Genomic DNA, 14,418 nt, shown 5'->3' on the forward strand with positions numbered 1-14,418 from the left:
GCCAAGCTCCTGACTGAGTGTCTGTAGGTGAACCCGCACCGGCCGAAGGCCCCATAACGAAGAGCGGGTTCACACCTGTGGTCACCTTTCAGGTACTCCTTCAGCTCCGCCAACAGGCGCTAGTCGAGCAGCTGATCGCCCCGGACCGCCGCCGAAGCGACGTGTTCCGGCAGGACCCGGCCGAACAGCTGTCTCGTCCGCTCCGGACTGCCGATGACCCCAGGACGCTCGCTGTACGCGAAGATCGCGGAATGGCGGGCGACTGCCCCTTGAACACTACTCACCCGATGCAGCGCGAAGCGTCCGCGAAACAGCTGAAGATCGCCAGGACGCAGAGTGAGCCGCCTGATCAGGTGATCGCCTTCGCCGGCCAGAACGGCACGGACGTCGTCGAAGTTCTCCGCCGTTTCGGACCGGATGTTCGGACAGTATTCGAAGACACCGCCGTCGGCCGCTTCCTGCGTGAGCATGCTGACCGTGTACTCGTTGGTGTCGAAATGCCACGGATGCGCGCGGCCCGGTTCGATCACGTTGAGCACCAGGCCGGACAGCGGATCGGCGAGTTCGTGCAGCTCGGGGAGTTCGAAGCAGTCGGCCACGAACCGCTGGAACTCCCGGCTCGAGTACAGCTGCTGGATCACCGCGGTCACCGGGATCCGGTCTCGCGCCACGAAAGCGTTGCCGCGTTCCATGATCGTGCGGCCGGGATGATCCTCCGGCAGCGGAGTGTCGATGGCGATGTTGTAGGCGTTGACGCGTTCGACCTTCGCGTACGCCTCCGGTGCGATTTTCGCCCCTTCGTCGCGAAGGGCGTCACGCAACTCCGGACGGATGAAGTCGGCCAGCACACTGCAGCCCGTTTCCCGCAGTTCGGCGCGGGTCCGGGAAACGATTTCGCGCCACGCGGGGCTTCCCGGTTCGGACAACGGATAGCGGGCGGTATCGGCCACCTGGACTGCGCTCGCGGTCATCGACGTCCTCTCGGCTGCCCGGAAGTGATTCTCGGGTTTAGCACAGAAAACGCCCTCGACCCCCGCGCCTTGTGAGCGGTGCCACACGCAACGTGACGGCCTCCTGACTCGGGTCAGGAGGCCGTCAGGGACTCTTCGTCAGCTGGTGACAAGCGGCAGCAGCGGACGGCGCACGGCGGTCGCGACGCCGTCGGACGCCTGCGCCGCGGCGATCCGCTCGGCCGTCGGCGTGCCGTACTCCGTGGTCCGCTGCCGCAGCGGACGGCCCAGCGGTTCGACCATCGCGCGCATGTCGCTGATCGTCTTGTACGACCCGTTCGCCGCGCCGGCCATCCGGCTGATCGTCTCCTCCATCAGCGTCCCGCCGATGTCGTTGACCCCGCCCTGCAGCACCGCGCGGCTGCCCTCTTCACCGAGTTTCACCCACGAACTCTGGATGTTGTCGATCATCCCGTGCAGCAGCAGCCGGGCCAGCGCGTGCACCGCGCGGTTCTCGCGCAGCGTCGTGCCCGCCCTCGCCAGCCCGGCGAGGTAGATCGGGGAACTCTGATGGATGAACGGCAGCAGCACGAACTCGCTGAACCCACGCCGCCCGTTGCGCTCCAGGCCTTCCCGCTGCAGTTTCGCCAGCAGCTTCAGATGCCCGACCCAGTGCGCCGGGGTGTCGACGTGGCCGTACATCATCGTCGACGTCGTCGTGATGCCGAGTTTGTGCGCGGTGGTGACGACGTTGATCCATTCGGACGTCGGCAGCTTGCCCTTCGTCAGCACCCAGCGGACGTCGTCGTCGAGGATTTCCGCGGCCGTGCCCGGCAGCGAGTCGACGCCGGCTTCCTTCGCCCGCGCCAGCCAGTCCTCGATCGAGAGGTTCGTCCGCGAAGCGCCGTTGACGACCTCCATCGGCGAGTACGAATGCAGGTGGATGTCCGGCTGACGGCGTTTCACCTCCGCCGCGAGATCGAAGTACGCGGTACCCGGCAGATCCGGGTGGATGCCGCCCTGCATGCAGATCTCGGTCGCGCCCGCGGCCCACGCCTCGTCGACGCGGTCGCCGACCTGCTCCAGCGAGAGCGTGTACGCGTCGGCGTCGGTGCGCCGCTGGGCGAACGCGCAGAACCGGCAACCGGTGTAACAGACGTTGGTGAAGTTGATGTTCCGCGTGACGACGAAGGTGACGTCGTCGCCGTTCACCTCGCGACGCAGGTCGTCGGCGATCTTGGTGAAGGCGTCGAGTTCCGGCCCATCGGCGTGCAGCAAGGCCAGGGCCTCGTCGTCCGAGAGCCCGGCGGGGTTCTTTTCCGCGCTGCGCAAGGCATCCCGGATGTCGGTGTCGAACCGCTGCGGCGCGGTCTTGATGTTGCCCTTGATCTCGGCCCAGTCGCCGTAGACCGAGTCGAAGTCGCTGCGGCGGTCCTCGGTGCGCCCGACGGTGTCGACCTCGACGTGGAGATCGGTGCGCCCGGCCTCCTTCCAGCCACCGTCCGGCTCCTGCCACGGGATGCCCACCGGGATCGCCTCTTCGATCGCGAGCCCGGTCTCGGTGTCGGTCAGCGGGGCGAGGTGCGCGTTCATCCGCGGGTCCAGCCACGGCTCGCCGGCCTTGACGTACTCCGGGTAGATCGGCAGCCGCTCGCGCACGGTGAACCCGAGCGCCTCGGTGCGGCGTTTGAGCTCGTCGATCTGCGGCCACGCGCGTTCGGGGTTCACGTGGTCGGGGGTCAGCGGCGAGACGCCGCCCCAGTCGTCGATACCCGCGTTCAGCATCAGCTCGTACTGCTGGCCGATCAGGTTCGGCGGCGCCTGGATCCGCATCCGCGGCCCGAGCACCAGCCGCGCGACGGCGATGGTCGCGGCGAGTTCTTCGAGGTCGGCGTCCGGGGTCGCGCGCATCTTGGTGTCCGGCTTCGCGCGGAAGTTCTGGACGATGACCTCCTGGATGCCGCCGTAGGTCTTCGCGACCTTGCGGATGGCGAACAGGGAGTCGGCGCGTTCCTCGAAGTTCTCGCCGATGCCGATCAGGATGCCGGTGGTGAACGGCACCGAACTGCGCCCGGCGTCCTCCAGCACCCGCAGACGGACGTCCGGGTCCTTGTCCGGCGAGCCGTAATGCGGGCCGCCCTTCTCGGTGTACAGCCGCTTCGCCGTCGTTTCCAGCATCATGCCCATCGACGCCGAGACCGGCTTGAGCCGTTGGAAGTCCTGCCAGCTCAGCACGCCCGGGTTGAGGTGGGGGAGGACGCCGGTCTCTTCGAGCACCCGGATCGCCATCGCCCGGACGTAGGACAGCGTGTCGTCGTAGCCGTGCGCGTCGAGCCAGTCCTTCGCCGCCTTCCAGCGGTCCTCCGGACGGTCGCCGAGGGTGAACAGCGCTTCCTTGACCCCCATCTCGGCACCCTTGCGGGCGATGTCGAGCACCTCGTCGGGGGAGAGGAACGGCGATTCGACCCGCCCGGGGACGGTCGCGAAGGTGCAGTAGCCGCAGCGATCCCGGCACAGCCGGGTCAGCGGGATGAACACCGAACGGCTGTAGGTGACCACGCCGGGACGGCCGGCCGCGACGAGCCCGGCGTCGCGGACCCGGGAGGCGTGCTCGGACAGCGTCTTGAGGTCGTCGCCGCGCGCCTGGAGCAGGATCGAGGCCTCGGTGATGTCGAGGGTCTTCCCGTCGCGCGCCCTGGCGAGCGCCCGGCGCATCGCCGAGGTGGTGGGGGCGTTCGCGTCAGCAGGGGATGCCATTCCCGCACGCTATGGCCGGACTCGCTCCACCTGCCAGTGTGCATCCCGCCACCGCGTCACCCACGTGGGTGTGGTCACTGTTTCTGCTGGTCAGAGCCTGATTTTGGTTGCCGATCAGGGGGTGCGAGTGTATTACCTAAAGTGTGGCTTCGGTGATCGGCAAGAAGGCCGGCGGGCGGACGTACTACTACCTCGTCACCTCCGCGCGGGTCGACGGCGAGCCGAGGGTGGTCTCGCAGCGTTATCTCGGTACGGCCGAGGAGATCGGGCGCGCGATGGACGGCGACGTCTCCGCCCCTGGCGAAGCGCGTCACCGGACCTTCGGTGACGTCGCGGCGGTGTGGGCCACGCTGCGACGGCTCGACTTCGTGCGCCGAGTCGACGAAGCCGTCGGAGCCCAGCGCGCGTCGACCACCCTGGGGACTCATCTCGCCCTCGCCGTCCTGCACCGGGCGACAGCGCCCGGCACGCACTTAGCCGACTGGTGGCGTGACTCCGTCGCCCGGGAATTCATCCAGGCCGACCTTCCGAATCACCGGCGGGCGTTGCAACGCCTCAGGCCCGAACGGATCGCGCGGATCGAGACCACCGTCGCCGACGCGGTGCTCTCCTGGCTGGGGACGGGCGACGCCGCGCTCGCCGTCGACGTCCCGCAGTTCGCCACCTTCACCACGGGCGACCCCTGCCGATGCGAACTCGCCGGACTCGGCCTGGTGGTGACCAAGGACGGCGCGATCCCGCTGGCGTCGCACGTGTACCCGCGGGAAGGGGCGCCGCCGTTCGCCGCGCTCGCCGAGGAACTCCGCTCGCGGTATCCCGTCACGCTGGTTTTCACCGCCGGTCAGGCCGCGCAGCTGGATCTCGGACGGCATTTCGTCGGCGCGCTCCCGCTGTCGGAGCACCCGGAACTGCTGGCGAAACCGCCGTCCGCCCGCAAACCCGTCGACCCGGAGCGTTTCGCCGGGCTGACCGCCCTCGACACCAGGGCCGTGGTCGCCGGGATGCGACGGCGCGTGATCCTGACCCATTCGGAGACCCTGCACAACGCGCAGGCCCGCGCGTTCGGGGAGGAACTGAGCACCGCGACGCGGGAACTGGCCGGCCTCGACGCCGCACTGGCGTCGGGCGTCTACCGGGGTGACCGCGGCCAGGTGAACGCCGAAATCGCCCGGATCACCCGCGGCCGCCGCGTCGAACGGGTGCTCTCACCTTCACTGACCGGGACGAAGCCGGGGGAGATCCGGCTGACCTGGAAGGTCGACGACGCCGCGGTGTCGCGGCTGCACGACGAGTTCTTCGGCAAGCAGGTGCTGGTCACCGATCACGACTGGCCGGTGGCCGAGGTCGTCACCGCGTACCGGGCCCGGACGCACCTCGACTCGACGTTCCGCTGGCTGACCGGCCCCGCCGTCACCGGCCCGGCCCCGCGCTGGGACTGGACGCCGCACCGGATCGCCGTGCACACCCTGGTCACGGTGCTCGCGTCCACGGCCACTCACCTCATGCGGCGCGAGGCCGACCGCGCGGGGATGAACCTGTCGGTCCGCGAGCTGATGGACAGCCTCGCGGGGATAGGGGAGACGGTGCTCCGGTACCCGTCCACCGGCGGCCGACCGCGGACGCGGCGCCTGCTGACCGAGCGGAACCCGGAACAGCAGGCGCTCTTCGACCTCTTCGGCCTCAGCCCTCTCGGTGAATATGGAGCGCCGAGAAGCTCTGCACCACCGGCATCAGCTCGATGACGTTGATGTTCACGTGCTCCGGCTGCGAAGCCGCCCAGAAGGCGGACTCGGCCACGTCGGCGGCCGTCAGCGGCGTCGTGCCCTTGTAGACGTTGTCGGCCTTGCTCTGATCACCCTCGAACCGGACGACGGAGAACTCCGTGCCGCCGACCAGGCCCGGCTCGACGTTGGTCACCCGGACGCCGGTGCCCTGCAGGTCCGCGCGCAGGTTCAGACTGAACTGGTGCACGAACGCCTTGGTCGCGCCGTACGCGTTGCCGCCGGGGTAGGGGTAGCTGCCCGCGACCGAGCCGATGTTGATCACGTGCCCGCGGCCACGCTCGACCATGCCGGGCAGCAGGGCGCGGGTGAGGTGCGCGAGCCCCTTGATGTTGGTGTCGATCATCTGGTCCCAGTCGTCGAGCTTCGCCCGGTGGGCGGGCTCGAGCCCCTTCGCGAGGCCGGCGTTGTTCACCAGCAGGTCGACTTCGGTGAACTCGGCGGGCAGCGTGCCGGGGAGCGCGGCCACCGCGTCGGCGTCCCGGACGTCGAGTTCGAAGGGGAGGACGTTCTCGCCCAGCTCGCCGGCCAGCTTGTCGAGCCGGTCCTTGCTGCGCGCGGCCGCGACGACCTTGGCGCCGTCGGCGGCGAACCGGCGGACGATCTCGACGCCGAACCCGGCGCTGGCACCGGTCACGAAAACGGTCTTCTCGGGCATCAGGTAGTCATCCTTTGTTTGAACACTGCCAAGAATCGTGCGAACACGTCGTTGAACTCGGCCTCGCGCTCCAGGTTAGGCATGTGCGCGGCGCCTTCGATCACCGCCAGGGTGGAGCCGGGGATGAGGTCGTGCATGAGCTCGGCGTCCGCGACCGGCGTGAACTCGTCCTCGGTCCCGACCACGACCAGCGCCGGTACTTCCACGCGGGTGAGGCTCTCCCGGTAGTCCGGCCGCTCGGCGCGGCCCCTGAGCGCGGCCGCCGCTCCTTCCTTGGGCGTCGTGCGCATCATCCCGAGGACGTGCGCCGCCACGTCCGGCATCGTGCGGACGTTCTCCGGGGAGACCATCTTCGTCAGCACTTCCTCCGCGTACGGGTTCATCCCCTCCGCGAGGACGCGGTCCGCCATCTCGTTGCGGACGCGCTTGCCCTCCTCTGTCTCTTGTTGGGGAGAGGTGTCGGCGAGCAGAAGGCCGGCGACGCGCTCGGGGTAGGTGCGGTGGAACTCCATGACGATCTGCCCGCCCATGGAGAGGCCGCCCAGCACGAAGCGCTCCAGTCCGAGGTGATCGGCGAGCCGGACGATGTCGGCCGCGAAGACGTCGAGCCCCGTCCTCGTGCTCTCCGGCGGCAGGGTCGTCTCGCCGTACCCGCGAAGGTCCGCGGTGATGACCCGGTAGCCCTCCTGGCTGAAACGTTCGGCCTGGGGCCGCCACATCGAACGGTTGAAGGGGTGGCCGTGGACGAGGACGACGGGCAACCCGGTGCCGAGGTCGTCATAAGCGACGGTGATGCCGTCGAGTTCCGCAGTACTCATGAGCCCGACGCTAATCGGAGCAATCGTCAGGATCAATACGGTGCAATGTACTCGGAGCAATGTTCTTGTCCGGGAGTCCACCCGCGGCCGCCTGGGGCCGATCATCGGCCTGGGGCTCGTTTACGCACCCTGACCTGCGCGAATGGCGTTAAGGTACCCCCCTGTTTTCGGGGGTTTCCGGCCATGTAAAGTTCTCTTCGTCGCCAGGGAAACCGAGCGGCCGACCGGGACACGAACCAAGCTCTCGCTCAGTGCGATTGAGTGGGTGTCCCACCAAAAACTGCTAGGAATGACTGCTTCGGATAAGGCCGCTGTGATGGCGGTGCGATCTGGGGTGTGTTGCTTGAGAACTCAACAGTGTGCTAGTGAACTAAGCCAGTAGAGCTTATATTTGAACCTCGTTTGAGGTTCCTTTGAGAGCAAGAAAATTTGCCTCGATCAAATTTGACATTGTTGGAGAGTTTGATCCTGGCTCAGGACGAACGCTGGCGGCGTGCTTAACACATGCAAGTCGAACGATGAAGCCTTTCGGGGTGGATTAGTGGCGAACGGGTGAGTAACACGTGGGCAATCTGCCCTGTACTTTGGGATAAGCCTGGGAAACTGGGTCTAATACCGGATATGACAGGTTCTCGCATGGGAACTTGTGGAAAGCTCCGGCGGTACGGGATGAGCCCGCGGCCTATCAGCTTGTTGGTGGGGTAATGGCCTACCAAGGCGACGACGGGTAGCCGGCCTGAGAGGGTGACCGGCCACACTGGGACTGAGACACGGCCCAGACTCCTACGGGAGGCAGCAGTGGGGAATATTGCACAATGGGCGCAAGCCTGATGCAGCGACGCCGCGTGAGGGATGACGGCCTTCGGGTTGTAAACCTCTTTCGCCAGGGACGAAGCGTAAGTGACGGTACCTGGATAAGAAGCACCGGCTAACTACGTGCCAGCAGCCGCGGTAATACGTAGGGTGCGAGCGTTGTCCGGAATTATTGGGCGTAAAGAGCTCGTAGGCGGTTTGTCGCGTCGTTCGTGAAAACTCCACGCTTAACGTGGAGCGTGCGGGCGATACGGGCAGACTTGAGTTCGGTAGGGGAGACTGGAATTCCTGGTGTAGCGGTGAAATGCGCAGATATCAGGAGGAACACCGGTGGCGAAGGCGGGTCTCTGGGCCGATACTGACGCTGAGGAGCGAAAGCGTGGGGAGCGAACAGGATTAGATACCCTGGTAGTCCACGCTGTAAACGTTGGGCGCTAGGTGTGGGCGACATCCACGTTGTCCGTGCCGTAGCTAACGCATTAAGCGCCCCGCCTGGGGAGTACGGCCGCAAGGCTAAAACTCAAAGGAATTGACGGGGGCCCGCACAAGCGGCGGAGCATGTGGATTAATTCGATGCAACGCGAAGAACCTTACCTGGGCTTGACATGCGCCAGACATCCCTAGAGATAGGGCTTCCCTTGTGGTTGGTGTACAGGTGGTGCATGGCTGTCGTCAGCTCGTGTCGTGAGATGTTGGGTTAAGTCCCGCAACGAGCGCAACCCTTATCCTACGTTGCCAGCGCGTTATGGCGGGGACTCGTGGGAGACTGCCGGGGTCAACTCGGAGGAAGGTGGGGATGACGTCAAGTCATCATGCCCCTTATGTCCAGGGCTTCACACATGCTACAATGGCTGGTACAGAGGGCTGCGATACCGCGAGGTGGAGCGAATCCCTTAAAGCCGGTCTCAGTTCGGATCGCAGTCTGCAACTCGACTGCGTGAAGTCGGAGTCGCTAGTAATCGCAGATCAGCAACGCTGCGGTGAATACGTTCCCGGGCCTTGTACACACCGCCCGTCACGTCATGAAAGTCGGTAACACCCGAAGCCCATGGCCCAACCCGCAAGGGGGGGAGTGGTCGAAGGTGGGACTGGCGATTGGGACGAAGTCGTAACAAGGTAGCCGTACCGGAAGGTGCGGCTGGATCACCTCCTTTCTAAGGAGCAACACATCCACAGTCCTCGGGATACCCGAGACCAGCGCTGTGGAGTGGCCAGGGTTTCACCACCGAATGTGTGGTGGCGCTGGTTGCTCAAGGAATTGTGGAACTACTGGTTAGGGTTCGCGACCGGGTTGCCGGCGAGGGCGAGTACTGCTCCGCAAGGAGCGTGGAAAGTGTTGCGCTGGGTCTGGTCGAGAATTGTTCACAAGCACGCTGTTGGGTCCTGAGGCAACACGCCGAGGGGCTTATGCCTCTAGGGACGTTTGTTTCTGGTGTGGTGTTTGAGAACTGTAGAGTGGATGCGAGCATCTTTGTGGTCAAGTTGTTAAGGGCACATGGTGGATGTCTTGGCTTCAGGAGCCGATGAAGGACGTGGGAGGCTGCGATATGCCTCGGGGAGCTGTCAACCGAGCTGTGATCCGAGGATTTCCGAATGGGGAAACCCAGCACCAGTTATGTGGTGTTACCCGCATCTGAATATATAGGGTGTGTGGAGGGAACGCGGGGAAGTGAAACATCTCAGTACCCGTAGGAAGAGAAAACAACCGTGATTCCGTGAGTAGTGGCGAGCGAAAGCGGAAGAGGCTAAACCTTGCACATGTCAAGCTGTCAGGCGTTGTGTGTGTGGTGTTGTGGGACCCAGCGTCGAGGATCTGACAGTCCTCGGAACGATTACGCGTGTTAGTGGAACGCCTTGGGATGGGCGACCGGAGTGGGTGAGAGTCCCGTACGCGAAAACACGTTGTGGATTGTTTGTTTGGTGTTCCCGAGTAGCAGCGAGCTCGTGGAATTTGCTGTGAATCTGCCGGGACCACCCGGTAAGCCTAAATACTTCCTGAAGACCGATAGCGGACTAGTACCGTGAGGGAAAGATGAAAAGTACCCCGGGAGGGGAGTGAAAGAGTACCTGAAACCGTGTGCCTACAAGCCGTCAGAGCCCGAGCACATCTTTGTGATGTTGAGGTGATGGCGTGCCTTTTGAAGAATGAGCCTGCGAGTTAGTGCTGCGTGGCGAGGTTAACCCGTGTGGGGTAGCCGTAGCGAAAGCGAGTCTGAATAGGGCGATTGAGTCGCGTGGTCTAGACCCGAAGCGGAGTGATCTACCCATGGCCAGGCTGAAGCGTCGGTAAGACGACGTGGAGGGCCGAACCCACTTAGGTTGAAAACTGAGGGGATGAGCTGTGGGTAGGGGTGAAAGGCCAATCAAACTCCGTGATAGCTGGTTCTCCCCGAAATGCATTTAGGTGCAGCGTCACATGTTTCTCCACGGGGGTAGAGCTACTGGATGGTCTAGGGGCCTTACCGGGTTACCGAAATCAACCAAACTCCGAATACCGTGGTGTGAGAGTGTGGCAGTGAGACGGCGGGGGATAAGCTTCGTCGTCGAGAGGGAAACAGCCCAGAACACCAGCTAAGGCCCCTAAGTGTGTGCTCAGTGGGAAAGGATGTGGGATTGCCCAGACAACCAGGAGGTTGGCTTAGAAGCAGCCACCCTTGAAAGAGTGCGTAATAGCTCACTGGTCAAGTGGTCCTGCGCCGACAATGTAGCGGGGCTTAAGCACACCGCCGAAGCTGTGTCATTCACACATATAGATCGGCGTCTCTCTTGCAGGGACGTCTAGTCGTGTGGATGGGTAGGGGAGCGTCCTGCATCCAGGGAAGCGGCGGCGGAAGCCAGTCGTGGAGGGTGTGGGAGTGAGAATGCAGGCATGAGTAGCGAATGCAGAGTGAGAAACTCTGCCGCCGGATGACCAAGGGTTCCTGGGCCAGGCTAATCCGCCCAGGGTAAGTCGGGACCTAAGGCGAGGCCGACAGGCGTAGTCGATGGATAACGGGTTGATATTCCCGTACCCGAGCACGTGCGCCCAGGATGAGGCGGTTGATACTAACCACCCAAAGCCAGTTACCGAAGTCTTCGGATGGAGGTTTCTGTGTGGAGCGTGGGATCTGATTCCGTAGTAGTCGAGTGATGGGGTGACGCAGGAAGGTAGCTCCGCCAGTGAGTGGTAGTACTGGTGTAAGCGTGTAGACCGGAGTGTAGGCAAATCCGCACTCCATATAGGTTGAGACGTGATGCGTAGCCGATTGAGGTGAAGTAGAGTGATCCTATGCTGCCGAGAAAAGCCTCTAGCGAGTGCGTGCACGGCCCGTACCCCAAACCAACACAGGTGGTCAGGTAGAGAATACTAAGGCGATCGGGTGAACTGTGGTTAAGGAACTCGGCAAAATGCCCCCGTAACTTCGGGAGAAGGGGGGCCAAACACTCTGAAGTCCCTTGCGGACTAGGGGTGGGTGGCCGCAGAGACCAGCGGAAAGCGACTGTTTACTAAAAACACAGGTCCATGCGAAGTCGCAAGACGATGTATATGGACTGACGCCTGCCCGGTGCTGGAACGTTAAGAGGACCGGTTAACCCTTCGGGGTGAAGCTGAGAATTTAAGCGCCAGTAAACGGCGGTGGTAACTATAACCATCCTAAGGTAGCGAAATTCCTTGTCGGGTAAGTTCCGACCTGCACGAATGGCGTAACGACTTTCCGGCTGTCTCAACCACAGGCCCGGCGAAATTGCACTACGAGTAAAGATGCTCGTTACGCGCGGCAGGACGGAAAGACCCCGGGACCTTTACTATAGTTTGGTATTGGTTTTCGGTTCGGCTTGTGTAGGATAGGTGGGAGACTGTGAAGCTGGCACGCTAGTGTTGGTGGAGTCGTTGTTGAAATACCACTCTGGTCGGATTGGGAATCTGAACCTCGGACCATGATCTGGTTCAGGGACAGTGCCTGATGGGTAGTTTAACTGGGGCGGTTGCCTCCTAAAGAGTAACGGAGGCGCCCAAAGGTTCCCTCAGCCTGGTTGGCAATCAGGTGTTGAGTGCAAGTGCACAAGGGAGCTTGACTGTGAGACAGACATGTCGAGCAGGGACGAAAGTCGGGACTAGTGATCCGGCACCACCTGGTGGAAGGGGTGTCGCTCAACGGATAAAAGGTACCCCGGGGATAACAGGCTGATCTTGCCCAAGAGTCCATATCGACGGCATGGTTTGGCACCTCGATGTCGGCTCGTCGCATCCTGGGGCCGGAGTAGGTCCCAAGGGTTGGGCTGTTCGCCCATTAAAGCGGCACGCGAGCTGGGTTTAGAACGTCGTGAGACAGTTCGGTCCCTATCCGCCGCGCGCGTAGGATACTTGAGGAAGGCTGTCCCTAGTACGAGAGGACCGGGACGGACGAACCTCTGGTATGCCAGTTGTCACGCCAGTGGCATGGCTGGTTGGCCACGTTCGGAAGGGATAACCGCTGAAGGCATCTAAGCGGGAAGCCTGTTCCAAGATGAGGTATCCCACCCCTTGTGGGTTAAGGCCCCCAACAGACCATTGGGTTGATAGGCCAGAAATGGAAGCACAGTAATGTGTTGTCGAGTTGACTGGTACTAATAGGCCGAGGACTTGCCCACAAAGATGTTACGCATCCACTCTACAGCTCTGAAACACCACACAACCATCACCGATGGTGGTGGGGAGTGTTTCATAGTGTTTCGGTGGTTATAGCGTCAGGGAAACGCCCGGTCCCATTCCGAACCCGGAAGCTAAGCCTGACAGCGCCGATGGTACTGCAACCGAAGGGTTGTGGGAGAGTAGGACACCGCCGGACTAACATTAGAAAAAAGATCAGGGCCCAGATCGGTCGAGAACCACGAGTTCTCCCGACCTGGGCCCTTTTCTCATACCCACACCCCGCTACACCCGCTACTCACGTGTCTGAACCCGACACTCACGTGATTCAGCGCGTCATTCGCGTGATTCAGCGCGTCACTCACGTGACTGAACGGACAACACACGCGTCAAGACAGCCACAGTGCCGTGCCGGCCACCTGATCACACGAGCCACGCCCCGAGACACACGAGTTACGCACCTGAACACGCGAGTTACGGCCCCAATCACGCGAGTTACGGGCTCGGACACGCGAGTTACGGCTCCAAGCACGCGAGATTCGGGTTGGAGCACGCGAGTGGCGGGTTGGGTCACGGGAGTGACGGGGGCGCGGAGGCCGGGCGGAGTCGGGAGTGGCCGGGCCGGGAGTGGCCGGGCCGGGAGTGGCCGGGCCGGGAGTGGCCGGGCCGGGAGTGGCCGGGCCGGGAATGGCCAGACCGGGAATGGCCAGACCGGAGTGGCCAGACCGGGAGTGGCCGGGAGTGGTGGGGTAGGGAGGGCGGGGTAGGGCGTGGCGGGGTAGGGAGTCAGGGGCGGGTTGGGCGGCGTAGGTGGTAGATGTCCATGATCCAGCCCTTGCGGGAGCGCGCGGAGGCGCGGACGGAGCGGATCTCCGCGGCGATATCGGCGGACAGGGGACCGGAGAGCAGGAGCTCGTCGGGCGTCCCGAGGTACGCGCCCCAGTAGATCTCCAGACCCATGTCGGCGAACCGCGAGAAGGTGCACTGGGCGTCCAGCATCACGAAGACGTCGTCGACGTCGGCGGGCCAGCCGGCTTCGAGGCGGCGGCCGGTCGTGACCAAGACCGGGCGGCCGATCTGGTTCATCGTCGTCCGGTGCCGGGACGTCAGTGCGGCCACACTGCTCACGCCGGGGACGACGTCGTACTCGAACTCGACGTTTCCCCTGGCCAGCACTGCGTCCAGCAACGTCAGGGTCGAGTCGTAGAGCGCGGGATCGCCCCACACGAGGAACGCGCCCCGCTCGTCGGGGCCCAGGGAAGCGATCATGGTCTCGTAGACGTCGGTCCGGAGCCGGTGCCAGTCGGCGACGGCCTTCCGATAGTCGTCCGGAGTACGGTCGCGTTCGGGATCCGGTGCCCGCACGACGCGGTAGCCGGGCCGTTCGACGAACCGGTCGAGGATCTCCTGGCGCAGAGCCGTCAGGTCCTGCTTCTCCGAGCCCTTGTCGAGAACGAAGAACACATCGGTCTCGTTCAGCCGCCGGATGGCCTGGACGGTCAGGTGTTCCGGGTCGCCGGCGCCGATGCCGATGGCGGAGATCTTCCTCATTTCCGCAGTGTGCCCGCACCCTCTGTGCAAACCCCTACCCCCACGGGGTATAAAGGAAATGATCGCTCCACCTGTCCTGTAGAGGAGTTCGTACCGATGGCCGAAACCACCTACACCGTCAAGGGCATGTCCTGCGGGCACTGCGCCTCCTCCGTCACCGAGGAGGTCGGCGGGATCGCGGGCGTCAGCGCCGTGAACGTGGACGTCGCCAGCGGCAAGGTCACCGTCACCAGCGACGCGCCCCTGGACGTCCAGGCCGTCGACGCGGCCGTCACCGAGGCCGGTTACCAGCTCGTCTCGTGAGCACCATCGTCAAGGTGTCGGCGTTCGCCGCGGCTCTGGTCGCGGTGTTCGCCGTCGCCTGGGCGATCGGTTCCGCCGTCGGGCCGCTGGACGAGCCGCCCGCGCCGACCAGCGAGCATCACGGGCACCACCCGGGAGGTACGCAGTGAGCGCCGCGACGTCCCAGCGGGTCGAACTG

8 protein-coding genes and 3 rRNA genes are annotated in these 14,418 nt (G+C 63.9%); 6 read left to right on the forward strand and 5 right to left on the reverse strand.

Going from position 1 to position 14,418, the window contains the following annotated elements:
• Positions 1-119 precede the first annotated feature (119 nt).
• Both ACOCEP_RS20210 and ACOCEP_RS20215 read right to left on the reverse strand, forming a co-directional pair.
• Positions 120-971, reverse strand: coding sequence for a HalD/BesD family halogenase (locus tag ACOCEP_RS20210; RefSeq protein ID WP_482339254.1), 852 nt, complete (start codon positions 969-971; stop codon positions 120-122).
• A 138-nt stretch (positions 972-1,109) separates the two neighbouring features.
• Positions 1,110-3,665 (reverse strand): bifunctional FO biosynthesis protein CofGH, encoded by a 2,556-nt coding sequence (locus tag ACOCEP_RS20215; protein ID WP_482339770.1) that lies wholly within the window; start codon positions 3,663-3,665, stop codon positions 1,110-1,112.
• 185 nt (positions 3,666-3,850) lie between these two features.
• Between ACOCEP_RS20215 and ACOCEP_RS20220 the strand changes: the two genes are divergently transcribed.
• The gene (locus ACOCEP_RS20220; protein WP_482339256.1) at positions 3,851-5,449 is read left to right on the forward strand and encodes an IS1634 family transposase; all 1,599 of its coding nucleotides are present in this window, start codon (positions 3,851-3,853) and stop codon (positions 5,447-5,449) included.
• On the opposite strand, the gene ACOCEP_RS20225 is transcribed toward ACOCEP_RS20220, so the two are convergent.
• Positions 5,388-6,146 carry an SDR family oxidoreductase gene (locus ACOCEP_RS20225; protein WP_482339258.1) on the reverse strand — a complete coding sequence of 253 codons (759 nt, stop codon included), beginning with the start codon at positions 6,144-6,146 and terminating at the stop codon, positions 5,388-5,390. The genes ACOCEP_RS20220 and ACOCEP_RS20225 overlap by 62 nt on opposite strands.
• A complete protein-coding gene (locus tag ACOCEP_RS20230) occupies positions 6,146-6,964 on the reverse strand; it encodes an alpha/beta fold hydrolase (RefSeq protein WP_482339260.1) in 819 nt (272 codons plus the stop codon). Before ACOCEP_RS20230 ends, ACOCEP_RS20225 begins: the two co-directional genes overlap by 1 nt.
• A gap of 450 nt (positions 6,965-7,414) precedes the next feature.
• On the opposite strand from ACOCEP_RS20230, the gene ACOCEP_RS20235 reads away from it, so the two are divergent.
• From ACOCEP_RS20235 to rrf, 3 genes are all read left to right on the forward strand, one after another.
• Positions 7,415-8,931: ribosomal RNA gene (locus ACOCEP_RS20235) — 16S ribosomal RNA — on the forward strand.
• A 321-nt stretch (positions 8,932-9,252) separates the two neighbouring features.
• Positions 9,253-12,388, forward strand: a 23S ribosomal RNA gene (locus ACOCEP_RS20240).
• Positions 12,389-12,468: 80 nt separating this feature from the next.
• Positions 12,469-12,585 (forward strand): 5S ribosomal RNA (rrf, locus tag ACOCEP_RS20245).
• The 16S, 23S and 5S rRNA genes sit together here, the layout of an rRNA operon.
• A 587-nt stretch (positions 12,586-13,172) precedes the next feature.
• Here the strand turns inward: rrf and cobF are convergent.
• Positions 13,173-13,937 carry a precorrin-6A synthase (deacetylating) gene (gene cobF / locus ACOCEP_RS20250; RefSeq protein ID WP_482339261.1) on the reverse strand — a complete coding sequence of 255 codons (765 nt, stop codon included), beginning with the start codon at positions 13,935-13,937 and terminating at the stop codon, positions 13,173-13,175.
• Between the two features lie 96 nt (positions 13,938-14,033).
• Here cobF and ACOCEP_RS20255 point away from each other — a divergent pair, with 96 nt between their 5' ends.
• The gene (locus ACOCEP_RS20255) at positions 14,034-14,240 is read left to right on the forward strand and encodes a heavy-metal-associated domain-containing protein (RefSeq protein WP_482339263.1); all 207 of its coding nucleotides are present in this window, start codon (positions 14,034-14,036) and stop codon (positions 14,238-14,240) included.
• Positions 14,237-14,389 carry a hypothetical protein gene (locus tag ACOCEP_RS20260; RefSeq protein ID WP_482339265.1) on the forward strand — a complete coding sequence of 51 codons (153 nt, stop codon included), beginning with the start codon at positions 14,237-14,239 and terminating at the stop codon, positions 14,387-14,389. The genes ACOCEP_RS20255 and ACOCEP_RS20260 overlap by 4 nt, the downstream gene beginning before the upstream one ends.
• Positions 14,390-14,418: the final 29 nt, after the last annotated feature.

The sequence above is a fragment of the Amycolatopsis sp. CA-211722 genome (assembly GCF_056828465.1).

Coding starts and splice junctions, on each gene's coding strand:
- ACOCEP_RS20210 (WP_482339254.1), bottom strand. CDS start 971: ATGACCGCGAGCGCAGTCCAGGTGGCCGATACCGCCCGCTATCCGTTG.
- ACOCEP_RS20215 (WP_482339770.1), bottom strand. CDS start 3,665: ATGCGCCGGGCGCTCGCCAGGGCGCGCGACGGGAAGACCCTCGACATC.
- ACOCEP_RS20225 (WP_482339258.1), bottom strand. CDS start 6,146: ATGCCCGAGAAGACCGTTTTCGTGACCGGTGCCAGCGCCGGGTTCGGC.
- ACOCEP_RS20230 (WP_482339260.1), bottom strand. CDS start 6,964: ATGAGTACTGCGGAACTCGACGGCATCACCGTCGCTTATGACGACCTC.
- cobF (WP_482339261.1), bottom strand. CDS start 13,937: ATGAGGAAGATCTCCGCCATCGGCATCGGCGCCGGCGACCCGGAACAC.
- ACOCEP_RS20255 (WP_482339263.1), top strand. CDS start 14,034: ATGGCCGAAACCACCTACACCGTCAAGGGCATGTCCTGCGGGCACTGC.